General features: G+C 63.0%; 17 protein-coding genes. 15 read left to right on the top strand and 2 right to left on the bottom strand.

The genetic code is table 11. From position 1 onward, the window contains the following. Window positions 1–57 precede the first annotated feature (57 nt). The 8 genes from iolD to Q1A53_RS21075 all read left to right on the top strand — a co-directional run bounded on the left by iolD (window position 58) and on the right by Q1A53_RS21075 (window position 11,535). Entirely contained in the window at window positions 58–1,914 is a 1,857-nt protein-coding gene (gene iolD, locus Q1A53_RS21040) for a 3D-(3,5/4)-trihydroxycyclohexane-1,2-dione acylhydrolase (decyclizing) (protein WP_299970525.1), read from the top strand. Continuing rightward, window positions 1,914–2,897, top strand: a complete 984-nt coding sequence (locus tag Q1A53_RS21045) for a PfkB family carbohydrate kinase (RefSeq protein WP_299970528.1) — start codon at window positions 1,914–1,916, stop codon at window positions 2,895–2,897. The genes iolD and Q1A53_RS21045 overlap by 1 nt, the downstream gene beginning before the upstream one ends. Before the next feature lie 11 nt (window positions 2,898–2,908). Then, a complete protein-coding gene (locus tag Q1A53_RS21050; protein ID WP_299970530.1) occupies window positions 2,909–3,751 on the top strand; it encodes a 5-deoxy-glucuronate isomerase in 843 nt (280 codons plus the stop codon). A 134-nt stretch (window positions 3,752–3,885) separates the two neighbouring features. After that, the gene (locus Q1A53_RS21055) at window positions 3,886–4,713 is read left to right on the top strand and encodes a class II fructose-bisphosphate aldolase (protein WP_299970533.1); all 828 of its coding nucleotides are present in this window, start codon (window positions 3,886–3,888) and stop codon (window positions 4,711–4,713) included. A gap of 4 nt (window positions 4,714–4,717) precedes the next feature. Further along, window positions 4,718–5,704: an inositol 2-dehydrogenase gene (gene iolG, locus Q1A53_RS21060; protein ID WP_299970536.1), complete on the top strand. Its 987-nt coding sequence runs from the start codon at window positions 4,718–4,720 to the stop codon at window positions 5,702–5,704. 206 nt (window positions 5,705–5,910) lie between these two features. Next, entirely contained in the window at window positions 5,911–6,195 is a 285-nt protein-coding gene (locus Q1A53_RS21065; RefSeq protein ID WP_299970539.1) for a hypothetical protein, read from the top strand. Window positions 6,196–6,289: 94 nt separating this feature from the next. Further along, window positions 6,290–8,266: an EAL domain-containing protein gene (locus tag Q1A53_RS21070; protein WP_299970543.1), complete on the top strand. Its 1,977-nt coding sequence runs from the start codon at window positions 6,290–6,292 to the stop codon at window positions 8,264–8,266. Between the two features lie 500 nt (window positions 8,267–8,766). Then, window positions 8,767–11,535, top strand: coding sequence for a right-handed parallel beta-helix repeat-containing protein (locus tag Q1A53_RS21075; RefSeq protein WP_299970546.1), 2,769 nt, complete (start codon window positions 8,767–8,769; stop codon window positions 11,533–11,535). A 31-nt stretch (window positions 11,536–11,566) separates the two neighbouring features. On the opposite strand, the gene Q1A53_RS21080 is transcribed toward Q1A53_RS21075, so the two are convergent. Then, complete coding sequence (locus tag Q1A53_RS21080) at window positions 11,567–12,619, bottom strand: glycosyltransferase family A protein (protein ID WP_299970549.1); 1,053 nt, start codon at window positions 12,617–12,619, stop codon at window positions 11,567–11,569. Between the two features lie 503 nt (window positions 12,620–13,122). Between Q1A53_RS21080 and Q1A53_RS21085 the strand changes: the two genes are divergently transcribed. Next, the gene (locus Q1A53_RS21085) at window positions 13,123–14,568 is read left to right on the top strand and encodes an oligosaccharide flippase family protein (protein ID WP_299970551.1); all 1,446 of its coding nucleotides are present in this window, start codon (window positions 13,123–13,125) and stop codon (window positions 14,566–14,568) included. A gap of 200 nt (window positions 14,569–14,768) precedes the next feature. Here Q1A53_RS21085 and Q1A53_RS21090 read toward each other — a convergent pair whose 3' ends face one another. Then, a complete protein-coding gene (locus Q1A53_RS21090; RefSeq protein WP_299970554.1) occupies window positions 14,769–15,770 on the bottom strand; it encodes a glycosyltransferase family 2 protein in 1,002 nt (333 codons plus the stop codon). A gap of 215 nt (window positions 15,771–15,985) precedes the next feature. Here Q1A53_RS21090 and Q1A53_RS21095 point away from each other — a divergent pair, with 215 nt between their 5' ends. From Q1A53_RS21095 to Q1A53_RS21120, 6 genes are all read left to right on the top strand, one after another. Continuing rightward, a complete protein-coding gene (locus Q1A53_RS21095; RefSeq protein WP_299970557.1) occupies window positions 15,986–17,254 on the top strand; it encodes a glycosyltransferase in 1,269 nt (422 codons plus the stop codon). Further along, window positions 17,251–18,288 carry a glycosyltransferase gene (locus tag Q1A53_RS21100; protein WP_299970560.1) on the top strand — a complete coding sequence of 346 codons (1,038 nt, stop codon included), beginning with the start codon at window positions 17,251–17,253 and terminating at the stop codon, window positions 18,286–18,288. Before Q1A53_RS21095 ends, Q1A53_RS21100 begins: the two co-directional genes overlap by 4 nt. Before the next feature lie 422 nt (window positions 18,289–18,710). Then, window positions 18,711–19,136 (top strand): hypothetical protein, encoded by a 426-nt coding sequence (locus Q1A53_RS21105; RefSeq protein ID WP_299970563.1) that lies wholly within the window; start codon window positions 18,711–18,713, stop codon window positions 19,134–19,136. Beyond that, window positions 19,133–19,576 (top strand): hypothetical protein, encoded by a 444-nt coding sequence (locus Q1A53_RS21110; protein ID WP_299970566.1) that lies wholly within the window; start codon window positions 19,133–19,135, stop codon window positions 19,574–19,576. Before Q1A53_RS21105 ends, Q1A53_RS21110 begins: the two co-directional genes overlap by 4 nt. After that, window positions 19,573–20,829: a relaxase gene (locus tag Q1A53_RS21115; RefSeq protein WP_299970568.1), complete on the top strand. Its 1,257-nt coding sequence runs from the start codon at window positions 19,573–19,575 to the stop codon at window positions 20,827–20,829. Before Q1A53_RS21110 ends, Q1A53_RS21115 begins: the two co-directional genes overlap by 4 nt. A gap of 435 nt (window positions 20,830–21,264) precedes the next feature. Then, window positions 21,265–21,627: a hypothetical protein gene (locus tag Q1A53_RS21120; protein ID WP_299970571.1), complete on the top strand. Its 363-nt coding sequence runs from the start codon at window positions 21,265–21,267 to the stop codon at window positions 21,625–21,627. Window positions 21,628–22,365: the final 738 nt, after the last annotated feature.

Below are 22,365 nucleotides of genomic sequence, written 5' to 3' on the forward strand. Positions count from 1 at the left end.
TTATCCTCGGCGGCAAGAGGGCGCAAGCACCAATCGCGGCGCGGGGGAGAAACAGGTATGACAGACCAGTCCGTGCGCCTGACCGTGGCGCAGGCCATCGTCCGGTATCTCGACAATCAGTTCATCGTCATCGACGGTGAGGAGCATCGTTTGTGCGGGGGCGGTTTCGGGATCTTCGGCCATGGCAATGTGACCTGTCTTGGCGAGGCACTCTATAATCATCGCGCGACGTTGCCGCTCTATCGGGGCCAGAACGAGCAGGGCATGGGCTTTGCCGCGGCGGGTTATGCCAAGCAATGGCTGCGTCAGCGCTTCATGTTCTGCACGGCGAGCGCGGGGCCGGGCACCGCGAACCTGTTGACCAGCGCCGCGCTTGCCCATGCCAACCGGTTGCCGGTGCTGATGCTCTGCGGTGATGCCTATACGACCCGGCTGCCCGACCCGGTGCTCCAGCAGCTGGAGCATTTCGGCAATCCATCCTTTGGAGTCAATGATGCCTTCAAGGCCGTCAGCCGTTATTGGGACAGGATCACGCACCCTGCGCAGATCCTCCAGTCGCTGCCCGCGGCGCTGGCCACGATGCTCGACCCGGCCGATTGCGGCCCGGCATTCATCGGGTTGCCGCAGGATGTTCAGGGCTGGGCCTATGACTACCCGCAAGCCTTCTTTGCCAAGCGCGTGCACCGCATCCGCCGTCAGGCGCCCGATGCCGATGAGATTGCGGAGGCCCTTGCACGGCTGAAGTCGGCGGAGCGTCCGGTGATCATCGCCGGTGGCGGTGTGCAGTATTCCGGCGCCGTGGCAGAGCTGACGGCTTTCGCCGAGGCGACCGGCATCCCGGTGGTGGAGACCATCGCGGGCCGGGCCAACATGAAAGCGGATCATCCGCTCAACATCGGGCCCATTGGCGTCACAGGGTCTGACGGCGCCAATGCCATTGCCGAGCGGGCGGATCTGATCCTCGCCGTAGGCACGCGCCTGCAGGATTTCACCACTGGTTCCTGGACTGCTTTTGCGCAGGACGCGCAGCTGATCGGGATCAACGTGGGCCGGCATGATGCGGCCAAGCATTTGGCCATGACCGTGGTGGGCGATGCGAAGTGCGCGCTCACCGCGATGATGTCCGACTACCGCGCGCCGGGCCCCTGGAAAGCCTTTGCCCAGGCGGAGCGTCAGAAGTGGGACGCATATGTGGCCGAGAACGTGGCCCCAGGCAATCGTCCGAATTCCTACGCTCAGGCCATCGGCGTGATCAACGCGCTCTGTGATCCGCGCGACCGGGTCGTGGCCGCGGCAGGCGGGCTTCCGGCGGAGGTGACGGCGAACTGGCGCACATTGGACATCGGCACGGTCGATGTGGAGTTCGGCTTCTCCTGCATGGGCTACGAGATCGCGGGCGGCTGGGGCGCGCGCATCGCCCAGGCCCAGCGGGAGCCGGATCAGGACACCATCGTCCTTACCGGCGACGGGTCGTATCTGTTGATGAACTCCGATATTTATTCATCGGTGCTGACGGGGATGAAGCTGATCATCCTCGTGCTCGACAACGGCGGCTTTGCGGTCATCAACAAGCTGCAGACCAACACCGGCAACGAAAGCTTCAACAACCTGATCGCCGACACGCCTACGGCGATCCAGCCTTTCGCGGTTGATTTCGAAGCGCACGCCGCGGCCATGGGCGCCACAGCCGAAACCGTGGCCAACCCGGCGGAGCTGGGTGAGGCCTTCAAACGGGCCAAGGCCAGCGACAAGACTTACGTGATCTGCATGAAGGTGGACGCCTACGAGGGCTGGACCGACCAGGGCCATACCTGGTGGGAGGTGGGCACGCCCCACATCACGACCTCCGACAAGATCCACAAAGCGCATGAAGAGGTCGAAGCCGCGCGTCCCAAACAGCGCAAGGGCGTCTGATGCAAGCCTTGCTCGACAGCATTGCCGCAAACCGCTTTGTCATTGTCGGCCGCGTCGGGATGGACCTTTTTCCCGAACCTGCGGGCACTGGCGTCGAAGAGGCCACGCTGATGAACGTGGACATGGGCGGCTCCGCCGCTAACACCGCGGCGGGTATCGTGAAGCTGGGCGGTGCGGCGTCGCTGGTCACTTGCGTGTCGGATGACGCGGTGGGCCGCGCCTGTGTGCGGTTGCTGGGCAAATACGGCGTCGGCACCGATCACGTCCGCACCGTCGGGGGCGAGGCCCGAAACTCGCTGGCGCTCTACGAAAGCCGGATGGAGGATCACCAGTCGGTCATCTACCGCAACGGCGCTGCCGATTTCGAGATGACCGAAGCCGACGTGCGCGCGGTGGACTACAGCCAGTTCGGCGCGCTGGTCACGGCAGGCACCGTCTTTGCCGCCGAGCCGTCGCGCAGTGCTGCCTTCACCGCGTTCGAGCTGGCGCGCACCGCTGGCCTGCCGATCATCTTTGACGTGGACTACCGCCCCTATTCCTGGCCCTCCCCGCAGGTGGCCGAAGATGTGCTGTCCCGCGCCGGTGCCCTGTCGGACGTGATCGTGGGCAATGATGAGGAGTTCGGCTTCATGGCCGGCGGCATCGACAAGGGGCTCGACAAGGCGCGCGCGCTCGCGGCGAGCACCGCCACCATCGTGATCTACAAGATGGGTCCGGACGGCGCTGTCACCATCGACCAGACAGGCGAGACCCGCAGCGGCATCTATCCCGTCACCGCCCTCAAACCCACGGGCGCGGGCGACAGCTTCATGGCGGGGCTGCTCACCGGTATCGCCGATGGTCTGAGCCTGCATGACGCGGTCCTGCGCGGCTCCGCCTGTGCAGCGATTGTCGTCGGTAAACCCGGCTGCGCCCCCGCCATGCCCGACCCGGATACGCTCGCGCAGTTTCTGTCAGATCATCCCGGCCCGACCACACCCTAAAGGAGCCAGACATGCATATCCCGCCCTTCGACAATCACAACAAGCCCATCGTGGACGTGGATGACCCGACGGTGCCGCTCAACTATTTCAACATCGTCAAACTGGAAAAGGGCGAGGCGTTTGAGTACGCCGTGCCAGGCTATGAGACCTGCATCGTGCCCGCCACCGGCACGCTCGACGTGGATGTGGAAGGCTTCAAGGCTGACGCGCTGGGCAACCGCGGCGAAGACGTCTGGGACGGGGAGCCCGAGGGGGTCTATGTGCCCACGGCGGCGCGGGCGGTGATGGAGTGCACCTCGGAGGCGGCGGAGGTTTTTGTCTGCGGCGCCCGCTATGACACCGTGCTGGAGGCCTTCGACGTGCGGACCGGTGATCTGGATCTGGTGCAATACGGCTCCGACGACACCAAGACGCACCGCAAGATCAAGCATATCCTCGGCACCAAGTATCACGACAAGGTGGGCCGTTTGCTGGTCTCTGAGCTCTTTACTGTGGGCGAGGGCGGCTGGTCAGGGTTCCCCTCGCACAAGCACGACACCGACCGTCTGCCCGATGAGACACGACACGACGAGACCTACAACTTCCGCTTCAAGCCCAATCACGGCTCCGGCGTGCAGATGCTCCAGCGCGAGGATGGCAAGGCGGGCGATGCCTATCACATCGTCGATGGCTCCACCATTTGCCTCGATAACGGCTATCACCCCTGCGCGGTGCTGCCCGGCTACCAGATGTATTATTTCACCATTCTCGGTGGGCTGTCGCAGCGCTCGCTCGTGCAGTATTTCCAGCCGTCGCACGCCTACCAGGTGGAGACAATCCCCGGCATCAAGGACATGATTGCGAAGTTCAAATGAGCCGGATCCCGGCGCATCGTCTCTAGCTACTCACCCCCGCCCGGCGGCATCGCCGGGCAGCCCCCGCCCCCCCGGGGCGGTGGCTTCACCCTCACCCGCGGTCCGGTAACCGCCCTCAGCGAATTGTTTCAGCAATGCCACTCGTGACCCTCACCGACGTGATGCAACCCGCCCTCACGAAAGGCCACGCGGTCGCGGGCCTCGTCACCCTGGGGTGGGAGGACATGCGCGCCTATGTGGCCGCGGCGGAGGCCGAGGGCTGCCCGGTGATCCTGCAGGCGGGGCCGGGGTGCCGGGCGCATACGCCCTTGCCGGTGCTCGGCGCGATGTTCCGGTATCTGGCTGACGCGTCCTCTGTCCCGGTCGTGGCACATCTCGATCACGGATACACAGCCGAGGAATGCCGCGCGGCACTCGACGCCGGGTTTACCTCCGTGATGTTCGACGGATCGCGCCTGCCGCTGGCGGAGAATATCGCCCGGACCCGCGACATCGCGCAGATGGCGCATGCGGCAGGGGCCTCCTGCGAGGGGGAGATCGGCTTTGTCGGCTATGCCGATGGCGAAAGCTCTGCCGGGACCGACTCTGCCGAGGCCGCGCAGTTTGCCGCGGAAACCGGCGTCGATGCCATGGCGATCTCCTTGGGCAATGTGCATCTGCAACAGGATCAGGACGGCGGCCTCGACGAGCCGCGCCTCCGCGCCATCGAAGCTGTGACGGATGTGCCGCTGGTGATCCACGGCGGCTCCGGTGTGCCGGCGGCGCAACGGCGGGCGCTGGCCCGCGGCTCCAACATCTGCAAATACAACATCGGGACCGAGCTGCGCATGGCCTTCGGCACCGCACTGCGCGCGGCTGTAGAAGCGGACCCCGACAGGTTTGACCGGGTGGAGATACTCAAGGACACCCATGCGCCGCTGGTCGCCGCCACGCGGCGGGTTCTGGTGGCACTGAAAGGATAAGCACATGCTGCGCATCGGACTTCTGGGCTGTGGCCGCATCGGTAAGGTTCACGCCATGTCCATCGCCCGGCTGGAGACCGCCCGGCTGGTCGCCGTCGCCGATGCGGTGCCCGCGGCAGCGACGGCCCTGGCCACTGCCACCGGGGCCGAGGCCCGCAGCAGCGCGGAGGTCATCGCGGCATCCGACGTCGACGCTGTCGTCATCGCAAGCCCCACGGACACGCATTTCGATGTGATCCATGCCGCCGCCGCGGCGGGCAAGGCCATCTTTTGCGAAAAGCCGGTTGATATGTCCGCTGACCGGATCCGCGCCTGCGAGACGGCGGTGTCAGCCGCGGGCGTGCCCTTCATGACAGCGTTCAACCGCCGCTTTGATCCGGGTTTTGCCGACATCCGGTCGCGGATTGTCGCGGGCGAGATCGGGGCCGTTGAGATCGTCACGATCCTGTCGCGCGATCCCTCCCCGCCACCCATCGGCTATATCGAAAGCTCGGGTGGCATCTTTCGGGACATGATGATCCACGACTTTGACATGGCCCGTTTTCTGCTGGGGGAGGAGCCAGTACAGGTGTTTGCGGTAGGGGCGGCACTGGTGGATCCGGCCATCGGCGCCGCAGGCGACGTGGACACCGCTGCCGTCACCCTGACGACCGCCAGCGGCCAGATCTGCCAGATCTCCAACTCGCGCCGTGCCACCTACGGCTACGATCAGCGGGTCGAAGTGCACGGATCAAAGGGCTTGTTGCGGGCGGAAAACCATCTGGAAAACACGGTGGAGCTTGCCACGGCTCAGGGCTTCCGTCGCGCGCCCGCCCAGCATTTCTTTCTGGAACGGTATGAGGGAGCCTATATGGCGGAAATGGCCCATTTCGTGGAGGCTGTGCAGGCTGGCACGGCGCTGTCGCCGACGCTGCAGGACGGTCTGCGGGCCCAACTGCTCGCGGATGCCGCGGCGCTGTCGCACGTGGAGGCGCGGCCCGTCCCGCTGTGACGATCCTGACCCCCTTGAAGCGCCCCTTTTAAGGCTGCATCACCGCAGAGCGCGGGACTTAAAGAGGGCGCAACCGCACGGCTTCGCCTCAAATTGTAGCGGAATACTCCGCCTGAAGCCCCGCCATACCACCGTCTCGTCACCGGATCTTAAGACCGCCTGCGCAAAGCATTGCGGCCAGATCTTTTTGGGAGGAGGGCGCGCCGATGCGCAGATTGTTTGCCTGTCTTGGCTCGGGAAATTCTTGCACGCCACAGCATGCGGCCCAGCAGCTGAGCATCCCGCGCGACGCCCATCTGACAGCCGGGTCGGCGGGCGCCCGGACATCGCCGGAGGATCTGGCGGGCCCTCCCTTGGGTGTCGTGCAGTGCCCGAAAACCCCCGGGGGCAACGGGATCGGTGAAGGCAAGGTGGGTCTGTGGTATCCGGCCCACGGATCACCCCAGTTGTCGACCGCACCCACCCCCCGCGCGCAGCGCGCCGCCGCCTGACGTCTGGCGTGACCGGTCGGTTGATATAATGGCGCGCGCATCCGGACATCGGCCAGCTCCGGCGGCCCCCGATCTTGCGCTCACCGCACCTGAGGTGGACGACTTTGATGTTCTGCGGCACCTCAAGACGGCGATCTGGGTCTTTGACGTCGACAACAGTCGGGTCGTGAAGGCGAATGACGCTGCCGTCAACATCTGGCAGGCAGCTTCCGAAGAGGACCTGTGCGACCGCGACCTGAGCCAGGGCATGTCCATCACCGTGCGCGACAGGCTGCGGCAGTACCAGCGGGACTTCATCGACCGCGATGCCAAATTCAATGAGATGTGGACCCTCTACCCGAACGGGGTGCCCACGACCCTCAGGGTGTACTTCAGCGGTTTCATGCTGCCGGGCGGGCGGATGGCCATGATGTGCGAAGTGCCCGGCGCCGCCGAGGACACACCCGACAATATCCGCAGTGCGGAGGCCCTGCTGCATACGGACGTCATGATCACGCTTTATGATGACGCGGGCGAGGCACTCTACATGAACCCCATGGCGCGCCGGTCCGCCCCGCGCGGGCAGGCGCGGTTCCGCGACCGGTTCGTCACCCCGGAAGATCACGACGACATCGTCTGCCAGGCCCTGGAAAAGGGAGAGCACCGGCACGTGGCCGAAGTCATCACCGAGGCCGGATCCTCATGGTATGATCTGTCAGTCAAGAGATGCACCGATGCGGTCACCGGCCAACCGGCCACGCTGGTCACGGCAGTGGATGTGAGCGAGCTGAAGATGGCGCGCGACAGGGCCCGCTATCTGGCGGACTGCGACCAGCTGACGGGATGCTACAACCGTGCCTATTTTACCCGCGCTCTGGGTGAACGCTTGCATGAGGCACAAAAGGACCGTTTTGCGCTGGTGTTCATCGATCTCGACCGGTTCAAACTGATCAACGACAGTTTTGGCCATGAGGTGGGCGATGCCGTCCTGCACGCGGCGACAGCGCGGCTGCAGGGATGTCTCGGCACGGACGATCTGCTCGCCCGGTTCGGCGGGGATGAGTTTGTGGCCCTGTTGCGTCTGGCCGAGGGTGAAACCAGCCCCGAGGTCCGCATAGAGGCCATTCAGACAGCCATCAATCAGCCGGTCGTCCACAAATCGACGCGGGTGGCGCTGACCACCAGCATCGGTATCGCCATCGTCCCGCCCGGTGCCACCGACTGGTCGGAATACATGAAGCGGGCGGATATCGCTCTGTACGAAAGCAAGCAGGCCGGGCGCAACCGTGCCTCTCTCTTTGACGAGGATATGAACCGCGCCGCCGCAGAGCGGTTCCGCATCGAGCAGGATCTCAAACGCGCGATTGCCGAAGATCAGTTCATCCTGCATTTTCAGCCGCGCGTGGACGCTCAAAGCGGTCGCGTGATGTCGGTGGAGGCACTGGTGCGGTGGGAGCATCCGGTCCGCGGCATGGTGTCCCCCGACGCCTTCATTCCCGTCTGCGAAGAGACGGGCATGATCGAAGAGCTGGGAAACCTCGTGCTGCGCAAGGCCTGCGACCAGATGATCGCCTGGCACCAGAACGGCATGACAATCGGCATGTCCGTCAATGTTTCACCCCGGCAGTTCCTCGACGCCCGGTTCATGGAGATCATCGCGGAGCTGTCGCGCAGGCCCGGGTTTCCGGTCGGACGGGTGGAGCTGGAGATCACCGAAACGGCGCTGGTCGGGGACCACGATATGCTGGCAGAGCAGCTGCGCCGGATCGTGGATTACGGCTTCCGGGTGTCGGTCGATGACTTCGGCACCGGCTATTCCAATCTTGCCTATATCTCGCGCTTTCCCATCTGCTGCATTAAGATTGACAAGTCCTTCGTGGATGAGCTGCCTACCTCGGAACCCATCATCCGCCTGATCCACACCCTGGCGGATCAGATCGGTGCGATCACGGTCGCCGAAGGGGTCGAGACCGAACAACAGGCCAAAGCCCTGCGCAAGATCGGCTGTCAGCAGATGCAGGGCTATTACTTTGCCTATCCTGTCCCGATGAACGCGCTTGATGTGGAAATCGCCCGGATCGGCCGGACTTAGTCCGCAGGGGCAGCGGCCCGTCGCCGGACGCCGCGGCCTCGATAGGCCAAGGACCGCAGGCGCTCGCGCGTCAGAGACCTTGCGCGCCTGTTTGGTACCAACGCCACCTTTCCCGTCTGGCACCCGGTACGGGCACCCTGCAGTCTCGGTCGTTCAACGGGGCCCGCGGGCAATAGCCCCCCAGTTCGGGAAGCAGATCGCTGCTCGGGATGCCGAGACGACCCCAAAAAGTCCCGGAACCTGATCCGCAAGGCGGCATCTGTCGTCCATAAACATCGCGTGACTGTGCGCGCCGCCTAAAATCCGCGCAAACACGCCGGTTCACCGGTCAGGCATCGGCAGGTTACAGCGGATTTTCCCCCCTTCAGGCGAATTGACGTCGCGCTGCATTGCGCCTGTCTCAAAACCCGTCAGAACACCTCTGGACGCTGTTCAAAATGCTCGTATAACGCGATTTTATCCGACTCACTCACCCTTAAGTATATCAATGGAGCAGCGACATGGCGCAAGGCCGATCCCTTCTCGTCTCGAAAAGCGGCGGGACCAACGCAGAGCACGACGCCACTTTCACCAGCATACCCGCTGCTCTGGCGGCTGCGCGCCCTGGGGACACGATCCGCATCGATGCAGGCACCTACAGCCCCTTCGAGGTCAAGACATCCGGCACCGCCGAGGCCCCGATCCGGATCGAATCGCTGTCAGGTCAGCGCGATGTGGTGATTGATGGCCAGGGGGCCAGCGTGAACGCGTTGATCGGCATCACGGGGCAAAGCCACGTCGCCGTGTCGGGATTTGACCTCAAGAACGCGCCCAACTTCGGCCTCTATGTGGAGGGATCCGCCGAGGTGAGCCGCGGCATCCTCATTGAAAACAACCGGGTCGATACCACCGGCAACTCCGGCATCCACGTCAACGGCGTGAACATGGAAAGGCTCGTCGCCCTCGACACCTACTATCTTCAGGATGTGACCATCCGCGGGAATGAGGTCACCAATACCAATACACCCAATGGCCGGAACGAGGCGATTACCCTCGGCGCCGGTGTGGATGGCTTCGTGATCGCGAACAACCACGTGCACAACACCGATCAATACGGCATCGACGTCAAGGCAGGGGCCAAGAACGGGCGCATCAGTGACAACACCGTGCATGATGTGGAGTACTACGGGATCTACATCGACGCTGGCAGCCGGACGGTTGAAAATGTCGTGATCAGCGGCAACGACGTCTCCCGCGTCAAGGACGGCATCGTCATCGCCCGCGAGGCGCGCCGCGATCCCGAAAACCCGAACCTCTTTGATATCGACGTGGTCGGAAACGACATTTCCGAGGTGCGGAACTTCGGGATCCTGCTCTACCGTCACGTGGATGACAGCGGCGCGGGCGCGATAGAGCGGGTGAGCATCCGCTCCAACACCATCGACGGTGCCGCATCCGACGGGATTCGTGTTGGGAATATCGGCGCTTTTTCCAAGGACATCTCCATCACCGACAACCAGATTGCGAATTCAGGCAGTGCGATCTGGGAGAATTCGGGGGTCACGCTCAGCGGCAACCAGACCGCCGCGCTTCAGGTCCGGCAGGTGCCGTCGACGGACCGTTCCGAGATCTGGGACCTGAGCGGAGATGACACCATCGAGGGCACGGCGGGGAGCGACCGTGTATGGAGCCTCGCGGGCAACGATACCATCACGGCCTACGGTGGCGCGGACACCATCAACGCAGGGCGCGGCGATGATGTGATCTTTGCGGGGGCGGGGGATGATTTCATTGTGGCAGGTCACGGCAAGGATACGATCTGGGCCGGGGACGGGCACGACACGGTCCGGGGATACGCGGGCGACGACCGGGCCTACGGCGGCGACGGTGCTGACAGGATCATTCTGGGCGCGGGTGACGACCAGGCCAACGGTCAAAACGGCAATGACAGGATCGAAGGCGGCGCCGGGCGGGACAAGCTGTGGGGCGATGCCGGTGACGACCGGCTCGACGGCGGCACCGGCGACGATGTGATCGGCGGCGGCTATGGCAACGATCTGCTGCTGGGCGCGGCGGGCGCCGACGATCTGCGCGGCGATGACGGCCATGACACGCTCTACGGCGGTGCGGGCAAGGACAGCATCCGCGCGGGCACCGGCAACGACAAGGCCTTTGGCGGCGATGGCGATGACACGCTTTTTGGCGGTACCGGCAACGACCGTCTTGAGGGCAACGCGGGCGTTGACACGCTCAAGGGCGGGGACGGGGATGATGCCCTCTGGGGCGGCGATGACGACGACACGCTTTATGGCGAGCAGGGCCGCGATACGCTCGGCGGCGGCGCCGGCAGCGATACGATCTGGGGCGGTGTCGGTCGGGATGTGGTCAAGGCGGGCACGGGCGACGATTTTGTCGATGGCGGCGCCGATGACGACATCCTGCAGGGCGACGAGGGCAATGACACCTTGCTGGGCGCTGGCGGGGCCGACGCGGTGCACGGTGGCCTTGGCAATGACGTGCTGCGTGGCGGTGCGGGCGATGACACGGTCACGGGCGGGATCGGTCGCGACCGCCTGTTCGGCGATGACGGCAATGACCGGCTGGCGGGCAACGATGGCGATGACACGCTGCGCGGCGGTGCGGGCAACGATGTGCTGCTCGGTCATGCGGACAACGACATGCTCTTTGGCGAAGCGGGTGCCGACAGGCTCTTTGGCAGCGCGGGCCAGGACGGTCTGAACGGCGGTGACGGCAATGACCGGCTCGCCGGAGGCATGGGCGACGATACGCTGTGGGGCGAGCAGGGCGATGATCTGCTGTGGGGCGATGCCGGGTCGGACCGGCTGGTCGGCGGGGCAGGGCGGGACCGTCTGATCGGCGGCACCGGCAACGACCGGCTCGAAGGCGGCTTCGGCGTCGACTTCCTGCGTGGGCAGGAAGGCGATGATGCCTTTGTGTTCCGCGACGCCGGTGCGTCCACCCCCTGGTCCACGGACGTGATCGCCTGGATGGAGGGGGTCGGCCGCGCGGGCGGCGACGTGATCGATCTGTCGGGCATCGACGCGGACACAACCCGCGCCGGGTCGGATGCGTTCAACTTTATCGGGGTCTCCAGCACAGCGGATGCGCTGGCCAAGGGGGCGGGGACGCTCTGGCTGCAGAATGTCGATGGCAAAACCACGGTCTTTGCGCTTACGAATGACGATCGCCGGATCGACCTCGCGATCGAGATCCACGATGGCAGCGCCCTGTCCGCCTCGGATTACACCGCCTGGGATTTTCTGCTTTAGCGGCGCGGATCCCCGGTACCCTGCCGCCCGGTCAGAGTTCGGTCGGCAGGTTGCTCTGACGCAGCAACCGCCGCATCGTCCGCGACCGGCGCGGGTTGAACTGGATGGAATAGCGCACACGGGGGTTGAGGTGCTGGAACTTGGGCGGCTTTTCCCGCCTGAGCCGGGTGCCCGCGTTGCGCACAAAGCGGTAGCTGAAATCACGGATGCGGTAAACGGCGTAGGACGCCGTCGACATGGTGTTGATCTGCCCCGCCCGGACAAAGGCTGACACGGCCCGGACCAGCTTGCCATGACGCGCTTGCGCGATGGCGAGCTCCGCAATGGCCTGGGACTGGGCAAGACGCATCAGGTCGCCCTGCACATCAGGGTGCCGCAGCGCCACGATCTCCAGCATCTTCAGCCGTGCCTGCGCCATGCGCAGATGGTTGCGGGACATGGACGCATCATCGTAGCGGTAGCCGGTCAGGTATTCCGGCACCACCCCGATGGTCCAGTCATGCGAGATCAGCACCTGTAGCAGGTAATCCTCGCACCCCAGCCGGTTCAGGTCAGTATTGTAGCCGCCGACCTGTTCGAACGCGCTGCGCCGGATCAGGATCGAGCTGCCGTTGCCAACACAGTTATAAAGCAGGGACGGCCCGAAGATCCGGCCCGACCAGCAGGTATAGGCGCCATCGCGGATAAGATAGCACCAGGTGTCGATCCTCCTGAACAGCGTGTAGACGAGGCCCATCTCGGGCCCGCCTTCGTCAAAGACGGCCAGCTGCTTTTCGATCTTTTCGTGGTGCCAGACATCATCCGCATCCACAGGTGCGATGAACTCACCGGAGCCCGCGCGCGCCCCGGTGTTTCGGGTCGGCACCAGACCGCGGTTGGGTGTCACCATCACCTTGATGCGCGCATCTTCCCGCGCGTGGCGTCGGGCGACCGCTTCGGTGTCATCGGTGGCGCCATCGACGACAACGATGATTTCCAGCTTGCGATGAGTCTGGTTACGCACGCTGTCCAGCGTCATGTCCAGTGTCGCCTCGGCGTTGTACGCCGGTACAACGACCGTCACCAAGCTATCGCCCTTTGGCATACTTACACATCCACTCTGTAACCCCTCCTTTAGTATCTAGGTAAACTGCCGCGGTTGGAAGACAACGACATGACATTCGGGGCAAAACCAGCGGTAACCGGCTGGCATGGGGGGGGCTTTGTGATCGAAAAAAAGGCGCATGTGACCTTTGGCGGCAAAAAGCAGCGGTGCACCGGCGGGGCTCCGCACGTCGAGGGCGATGCCCGTGGACAGCCGGTGCGAATCCCCCGAACATGGAACGGGAAATGTCGGAGCCGTGGCGCGTCAAAGCGTCCGCGTTTCCGGTTCATTCTGTCCCGTCCCCGCGGGCATCAGCGAAGGAACAGCATGACAGACTGCAGGGTGTCGTTGCGGGAGCCGGACGGGCGGCCCGCCCCCGTCGGCAAGCCCGGCGGCCCGGGTCTTGCCGTGCGCAATGCAGGCGATCCTGTCCTCCGCGGGGGGCGCAGCACGTGTCACTGTGAATGTTCTGGCGCCACCGGTGCCGGTCGCGGGGCCGCCCGATGAGCCTGCGCGTCGCCATCCGCGACCGGTTGCTCAGCCGACCGGCGGTGCTGGTGGCCCATGCGGTCGGGCTGGTGGTCCTGTCGCGACTGCTGACCCCCACGGATTTCGGTCTTTTTGCGCTCGCTGCCGTGGGCTACTGGATCGCGGTCGCCCTCGCCGATCTCGGGCTCAAGTCGCTGCTGCTCAAGGAGACGCATCTCGACCCGCGCCGCCACGGCGAGGCGGTGGGCCTCGCGCTGGTCTCTGCCGTGGTCGTCAGCGGCGCCTTTGCTGCCATCGCCTTTGTGTTGCCCGACAGCGTCGCGCCACCGGCCATGGATCTGGCGCTCTGGGTTCTGGCCGCGTCGATCCTGATGGGGCCGCTCGATCTGCTGTTCAACATCCCGCTGATGCAAAGCATGCGGTTCGGCCTGATTTCCGTGGTGAATGTCATCGGTGCCTGGACCCGCTGCGGAGTGTCTATTCTGGCCGCGCTCTACGATGCCGGTCCCGCAGCGCTTGCCGCGGGTCTTCTGGCAGAACAGATCGTGTCCTTCGGGCTCTTTGCCGCCGCGCGCAGGCAAGAGAGGATCCCGGCGCCGCGGCTGACAGGCTGGTCCACCCTCATCGCCGACGGGGGCCGGTTGAGCGCGACCCAGGTGGTGCGTTATCTCGGTGATCTCAGCATGATGAGCGCGATTTCCGCCTTCCTCGGCGTGGCCACCCTGGGCATCTACAACCGCGCGAACCAGGTGGTGAAACTCTTTGACAGCGTCTTTCTGGCGAGCCTCAGTCCGGTGGTCCTGCCCGCCTTCGCCCAGGCGGTGGACAAGGGCCATGCCCCCGCCGCGATCTATCTCAAGAAGGTGGAGCTGCTCTCGGCGCTGATCTGGCCTGCGTTTGCGACCATCGCGCTGATGGCGGACCCCTTGTGTCGGGTGGTGCTGGGGCCGGGCTGGCCGACCGCTCCCGTCATCGTGCAACTGCTCGCGCTGATGGGTATTACCAAGCCGCTCACCAACATGAGCCAGTCGCTTTTCGTGGCGCTCGGCGAGCTGCGGCTGGGCGCGCGGCTCGACGTCCAGCACCATATCATCCGCGGGGCGCTGGCCAGTCTCGGCGCGCTGATCTCGCTGGAGGCGGTGTGCCTGGGGCTCTTTATCGCTCAGGTGATCAACGGCGCCCGGCAGACCCGCGCCTTTGGCCGCTCCACCGATTATGCCTACGGTGACATGCGCAGCCTGCTGATGAAATCAGCGCTGCTGACCGTCTTCACCGTGGGCCCCGCGGCACTGGCCTTATACGCCCTGCAGAGCACTCACGCGCTGCTGGAACTCGCCGTCGGCGGTGCTGCCGCGATGGCGGGCTTTGTGATTGCCGCCACGCTGATGCAGCACACGCTGTTCTTTGAGGCGCGCAAGGCATTCCGCGCGATCCCTTGGGAGCGCCTGCGCCGGGGGTGAGTGTCCTGAAGCATCCAATCTTCAACTTGCGACACTCTGCTTCGCTCAGAGCACCTGCGCAACAGGCACTGTTGCACAGCACCTTCCGCCCCCGTAAAACCGGAGGTTTGCCTTTGGCAAAACGGGCGCGCGATTGCGCCACCCTTTGGGGCGGCGCTTTAGCATGAATGTTGGGTGTCTCAGGTTGAATGTGGCGTGCTTTAGGACCGAAGCCGCCGACGCGCGGCGCTCAGCCCGTGCCACAGTGTCCGCGGCAGGATCGACTTGGCCATGGCAAAAAGCGCGCTGGAGCCCAGCGTCCCCGGCAGTGCCAGCCGCGGGGCATAAACCAGCGCCCGCAGCCAGTGACCGAACGCCGTGCCCAGGTCTCCCTGCCGCGCCGCCAGCAGCGCCCAATAGGCGCGCACCAGACCGAAGTGGTGACGCCGCGCCCGGCGCCCCATCGCCTGCAACAGCGGCTGGTGATTGCGCAGAAACCGCGCGTGCCCGTCCTGCATCCGGCGCACGTCAGAGGTGATCTGCGCCGATCTCATCCGGTAATCCACCAGCGCCGCGGGACATTGCACCAGCGACGACTGCCGGGTCCAGAGGATGCGCAGCCAGCAATCCACGTCATTGTTGGACTTGAGGTCCGCGTCAAAGCCGCCTCCGGCTACCAGCGCCGCCCGCCGCACCAGAACGCCCGTCGCACTCTGGGCGGGCATCTCGATCAGCGTCTCCACAGCGTCGAACCGGCGGGGCGGCATGGTCTCCCCCCCCGGGGGCTGCGCCTTTTGCACCGGCTCCCCCAGATAGTTGACCTCGACACCGGCCTCATCAATGCGCCGGTAACGGGGGCAGGCGATGTCACTGTCGGCAAAAGCATCGAGCGCGCCAACCAGGTGACCAAGTGTTTCCGGCGACCAGCGATCATCGGCGTCGATAAAGCCCACCAACGCGCCCCGCGCCTCGGCCACACCGCGGTTGCGTGCCGCCGCGGCCCCGGCATTGTCCTGATAGACCAGCCCGAGCGGGGCATCCTCCCGCGGCCACGCCGCCTGTGCCCGGCGCAGGATCTCCGCCGTCGCATCGGTGGATCCGTCATCCACCACGATCATCTCAAAGCCGCCCGCCGTCTGCGCCGCGATGGAGGCGATGGCCTCGCCCGCGAAGGCTGCCACATTGTGCGCGGGCATGATGATGGAGACATGGGGATCCGACATGTCAGATCACGGGTGCCGCGGACGCGCGCGGCCCTTTGTGCGGTGCGCAGATACCAATCAAACGTCTCATCGCATCGGGATCCTTCGGAACAGATCAGATTCTGATCTCTGGTGACGGGAAATCGCGCCGTTGCGCTCTCAACGGACCACATCTGCTAGCATATCCCGTCCCGGGCTCTATAGTCAAAACCGGGTGTGTCAACGGGGTGGTGTGTGTGAATATTCTTGCCGATGTGCCGAAAGGGGCGGCATTGCCGCGCGTGCAGTTGCTCGCCGATGCGTTTCCCGTGGTCAGCCAGACCTTTGTGGTGGAACTGGCCGCAGCACTCCGCACGGCGGGGGTGCCTTTGCACCTGCTCGCCACCGGATCCGATGGTGCGGATCCCAGCCTGCTGCACGGTCACCCGGCGGGCGAGGATCTGGCGCGGCGCATGGTGGAACCCGCGGGCGGCGTCGGACAGATCGCCCGGTTTCTCGCGCGCCAGACCCTGCAGGGGCGCCCGCCGCTGCGGCTCATGGCCCGCGCGGTGCGACACCCGCACCACGCCCGCAACCTGCTGGGCCGGGCCGCGGCCTTTGCGCAGGCCGAGCCGGTGGATGTGCTGCACTGTCAGTTCGCAACCCTCGGCATGATGGCACTGCGCTACCGCGATATGGGGATTCTGCGCTTCTCCCGCCTCGTCGTGCATCTGCGCGGCTGGGATGTCAGCCAATATACCGCCCAACACGGACCCGACGCGCTGGCCCGTGTCTTTGCCGAAGGCGATATGTTCGTGGCGAACTGCCGCTTTTTCGCCGACCGCGCGATCGAGCTTGGCTGCCATCCCGACCGGGTGGTGGTGATCGGCTCGCCCATTGATACCAATCGGTTCGCGCCGCCCGCGACGCCACGACAGCCGTCCGGCACGCTCCGCGTCGGCGCCGTGGGCCGTCTGGTGGAAAAGAAGGGGTTTGGCGATCTGATCGACGGGGTGGCCGCCCTGCGCGACAGGGGCGTTGCTGCGACCCTCGACATCATCGGCGAAGGTCCGCTGCGCCCCGATCTCGAAGCGCAGATCCAGCGCCATGATCTGGGCGACAGCGTCACCCTGCGCGGGGCTGCCCCCTCCGACGCGGTGCTGGAGATGCTCCACAGCGTCGATCTCTTCGTCGCACCCAGCGTGCGCGCCAAATCAGGGGACGAGGACGCCCCCGTCAACACCCTCAAGGAGGCGCTGGCCACCGGCCTGCCGGTGATCGGCACGCGTCACGGCGGGATCCCGGAGCTTGTCGAGGACGGCACCAACGGGTTCCTCGTCCCGGAGCGTGACCCGCAGGCGCTGGCGCAGGCGATGGCAAAGATCGCCGGGACATCCGCGGCACGGCGCAGCGAAATGGGTGCTGTCGGCCGGGAAAAGGTGATTGCGGAATACAGCCGCCCGGTGATCGCAGCCCGGACAATTGATGCATATTACAAGGCCATTCATAAGGAGACCAGACAATGACGACGCCTCTTGCAACCGTAATCGTGACCCAACGCGAACGCTTCGGCATGACGCAGGAGTCGCTGGAAAGCCTCTATTCCGAGACCGAAGGCCAGTTCGACGTCATCGTCGTGGACGGCGGCTCTCCCAAGGCGACGCAAAGCTATCTGGCCGAACAGGCGCAGGCCCGGGGGTTCAACCTGATCCGCCACCCTGAGTTTCTGACCCCCAACGAGGCGCGCAACATCGGCTGTGCGGCGGCAAAGACCAAATACGTGGCCTTCGTGGACAACGATGTGCTCTACACGCCGGGCTGGCTGCAGGCGCTGGTGCGCTGCGCGGAGGAGACCGGCGCCGCCGCCGTGGCGCCCCTGACCTGCCAGGGATTGCCCGCACATCAGGAGATCCACCACGCGGGCGGTGATTTCGTCGATGGCTCCCAGTCCATGCAGAGCTTTTTTGACGTCAAGGCCCCCGCCAAGCGCAAGTTCGTCGAGGTGATGCGCGGCCATGGTGAGCCGCTGGATAGCTGGGAGGACAGTCTGGAGCGCACCGAGACCGGCTTTACCGAATTCCACTGCGTGCTGGCGCGCCGCGACGTCTTTGACAAAATTGGGCCGCTGGATGAAAAAATGCTCTCCACCAAGGAGCATATTGATTTCGGCATGTCCCTGCGCGCCGCGGGGGAGACGGTGTGGTTTGAACCGGCTTCCGTGGTGACCTATGTCTTTCCGTGCCGCGCGCGCCCGCTGGAAGTGGCGGACTGGCCGTTCTTCTGCCTGCGGTGGAGCGATACCCACGCCAAGAAGAGCCTCAATCACTTCATCCAGAAATGGCGGCTGGAGACGGAATCCGATTATGTCCGCAACCGCGAGGCCGTCTGGCCCATGCGTCGCCGTCAGGGGGTGCTCATTCCGCTGGTGCGCCGGGTGCCGCTGGTGGGCGGCAACCGGACGCTGACCAACAAGATCGCGGGGGCGCTGGCGCGGCTCGAAAAGCCGCTGAACCGGCTCTATGTGCGGATGGCCGACAAGCGGATTGGCCGCACCGCCTGATTTGCCCGCCGCGCACTCGTCTTGCGGCCTGATCCTTGGGCGGGCCCGCCATTTGTGACAGGTACCGCCCCGATGTCTCCGAGGTACGCGGGGTTGCACCACGGGCGGCGTCCGCTGGGTTAGGGCGTCGCGCAACCATCCTCACCAAAGCGTTAAGAAAGGCGCGCATCTGGCAAAATGCCGATGCGCGCACCGCCGTGATACCGACACAATACCGACGTGATACCGACGTCGCATTTTCCATAAAACCAAGGCCAGCCGACCCCGCGCCCTCGTCCGGCGCAAACCCCGTCCCCGGCCGTTGCGCGACCGCTGCCTTAACACCTCAGGGCAAGACGGCACCCGGCGCTGCCAACCCTCTCCGCAACCCACATCGACTCCCAAACCTCAGTGCAACCAATTGCGTCAGCCGGAAATAAAAAATGGGTCTCAAACACGCACAGCGCGGTTCCCTCGAAAGTGGCGCAGTCGAGATCATGGACCGGCACCGCCGACGCTTCCGTCACCCGGTCAAAACGACCGTCGTCCAAGACTTTGCAGCACAGGCAGTCATTGTTTTGGAGAAGCCCCTATTCGTATGGGCAAGGCGACAGCACCAGATATTCCCATCGTTTTCTCGAAACGACTACATCATGGTAGCGGCATTCGGAATCCCATCGCTTCTGTCCGAAGCGGCTGTGGTGCGCTTGCGGGGAGAAAGCTCGAACACCTTTTTCGAGACACTAGCAGATTGGGAAGAACAACTCAAAGGCTTTGAATTTCACATAAATTCGGAGCTCGACGGTCAAAAATGCGAAGAGGATTGTTCGGCGGCATCAGCCCTAGTATCACCTGAGGTGCAGCCATGAGCAGTCTTCCAGCACCGAAAAAGCTAGTAAATGCTTTTGAGGGCGCTGGCCGTCAGCTGGCCAAACCCAGGAAGAAGCGTCTGGCGCCTCTGTCTCTTCGTTTGAACGCAGAAGAACGTGCTGCCTTGGAAGAGGCTGCAGCAGGGGTCTCGCTCAATCGCTACGTGAAGAGCCAGATCTTCAAAGGTGGTCAAAAGCCAAAACCATCAGCCAAGGCCCTGCCGGTTCGTGATCATGCGGCACTTGCGCAGGTCTTGGGCATGCTGGGTGCTATGGAAGCAGCCAGCAGTCTGAGAGAGCTGGCGAAGGCGGCTCAAACAGGAGCGCTGCCTGTAACGCCGGAGACCGAAGAAGAACTCGTGAACGCCTGTGCCGCCGTTCTGGCGATCAAAGCGGAAGTGATGCGTGCGCTCGGCTACGAAGACACGGAAGCATCATGATCCTGAATGGTAACCAGCGCGGTGGTGGACTGAAGCTGGCAGCTCACTTATCCAACATGATCGAGAATGATCACGTGGAGTTGCATGAGCTGCGGGGATTTGTGTCTGAAACCATGCGTGGCGCGGTGCAAGAAGCAGAGGCCATCGCTAAAGGTACGCAGTGCAGGCAGTTTCTGTTTTCGCTCAGTCTCAATCCACCTGAGACAGAGAATGTGTCTCTAGCCGCTTTTGAAGCCGCCATATCCGCCGCAGAGGAACGCCTCGGTCTTGTGGGTCAACCCCGTGCGATTGTCTTCCATGAGAAGAACGGTCGGCGTCATGCCCATGTTGTTTGGTCGCGCATTGATGTGAAAGAGATGAAAGCGATCAATCTGCCCTTCTATCACAACCGTCTGACCGAACTCTCAAAGGATCTGTTCCTTGAGCATCACTGGCGATTGCCCAAAGGGCTGCGGGACAGGGAGAACCGCAACCCGACCAACTTTACGCTTGCTGAGTGGCAGCAAGCAAAGCGGGCCAAGAAAGATCCACGCGACATCAAGCGCGTTTTTCGGGAAGCGTGGCAATGCTCTGATGATGCGGCGTCATTCGCAAGTGCGCTGGAGGAGAAAGGCTTCTACCTGGCCCGGGGAGACCGACGTGGCTACGTCGCGGTTGATGTTCAAGGCGAGGTCTATGCCGTTCCCAAATGGGCGGGGGTGAAGACCAAAGATGTACGCGGGAAGGTTGGTAAGCCGGATGGCTATGCCAGTGTCGAAGAGACTAACGCCAAAATTGCACGTCAGATGAAGACGGCCCTTTCTCGTTGGGAGGAGGACTTGGCAGCGCAAGGAGACGCGCTCTCTCGTACCCAAGCCAAGAAGCAAGCGCGCCTGAAAGAGCAACAGAAGCGTGAACGGGAAAAACTCCAGGCTCGTTTGAACGAACGCAGCACGGCAGAAGCACGCATACGTCAATCTAGGTTCCGGCAAGGCTTAAGTGGCCTATGGGACCGCCTGCGCGGAGAGCACAAACGTATTCGGCTTGAGAACGAGCAGGCTGCCTGGCAGACGCATCTCCGCCATCAAAAGCAAAGTGATGATCTGATCTTCCGGCATCTTGAAGAACGTCGCCACCTTAAACGATCCAACCAGCGCGACCGGGACCACCTGCAAGCGCAAGCCCAAGCTTTGGGCCAGGACCGAAAACGTTTCGGTCAATTTAGAAGACAGGAACAACTCGATCAAGTAAGCCAATCGGTATTGGAGCGGTGAAAGTTCAGGATGTATGTCGATCACATAAGTGGCGCAGATTATAGACGTGTACAGCACTTATGCGTTCGGATCGCTGCATAGCTCAATTGGATACTTATGGGTGAGCATCCGTTGAACCCGACCTAGCGAGGCCATGCTGAGTGCGCTAAGTGTTCATTAGAGCAAGTGGGCACTAAGAGGCGGATTTAAGGGCAAGCGATGGAAGCGTCGAATCTGGTCGGATGATGAGAAACAGGAGATTCGCCAGCGGACGTTGGTTCCAGGTGTGTCAATGGCTCAGGTTGCGCGAAGAAATGCGATGAACGCTCATACGACCAATACGTGGTTGAAGGACCCGCATTTCGCGTCGGTCGCGGAAGAACCAGTTCCATAACGTTGTCCTTCCCCGATGATAGAGGCTAACCTTACTTAACCCTTTCAAACATAGAGACCCAAATGAAACGATTTGCCCTGTTTCTCGTCTTAGCCCTACCGCAAGACGCCTTTGCTGACGTCGACGCGGACACCTTTGAGTTTGAGCCCAAGGCCTTCATAATCTGTGTTTCTTCACATTTCCAAGTCACGCTGCGAATGGAAAGACCGGGTGGAGAAAACATAGGCATGCTAATCCTTCAACAATACTTGACTAAGTCAGAAGAGTGGACAAATCATGCGAACCCGTTCATTGAGTTCGAATACGATATCACTGACGACCGGTTTGAGTTTGAAGTGACTTACAATCCGAAAAACAGCAACGCACCATCCTTTACCCACTTCAACTTCCCGCTAACTGGGTGCACCTTCCTTAATAAGACTTGATTTGGGTTGGTCCGAGTTGGTGGAGCATGGTCGATAAGGCCATGCCCACTGGTTCCGAGAAATTTTGAAGAGAGCACGTCAATCAGCACGGTGTTGATTTAACGGGACAATTATTGCGCTTCCAGACCAACTACGGTGTTCATGTGGATATATTTGATGGAAAAGGAAGGAGTAAGTTGCCGTCAATTGGTTCCTAGCACTAGTTGCAGTTGTACTGATTTCTGCATTGTTGAACGCAAGTATTGTAAGTTGCACGGCATTGTTGGACCAGCGGTGAATTCCCGGAAAGACTAGCGGTACAAGCTCTCCAACGAACGTCACAAGCAGTTCCACAAGCATTGAAGCCGGTCATGTTACAGGCCTGTGCGAGCAAGACTGCGCTTTTCTCGGTCAGCGTTCCGTGTATGCAAATTTTGCGCGTTGTCGTTGCAGCGATAGGATAGCTGACATCCGCCGAATGCATATTCGGCATGTCGTTGAATTTTGGACCGAAAACCCGCTCGCTACTTGCCTGTGCCATGTTCGAAGCACTCGACATGACGAATACCAATAGTAAAAAGCGAAAAGTTGTATACTGCAATGATGAATCCTCCATATTGGCATGCTGTATAACACATTTTTTTCCACCAAAGAGACTTTTGAATAACAGTGTTCGTCCGTCGAACCTACCCTGTTTGGCTAGAGCATGACCCCTCTTACGCTGCTTGAGCAGCGTGACGCCAAGGGAGGACTTCATCG

Origin of the sequence: uncultured Roseobacter sp. (genome assembly GCF_947496515.1) — a bacterium.
Taxonomy (GTDB): domain Bacteria; phylum Pseudomonadota; class Alphaproteobacteria; order Rhodobacterales; family Rhodobacteraceae; genus Roseobacter.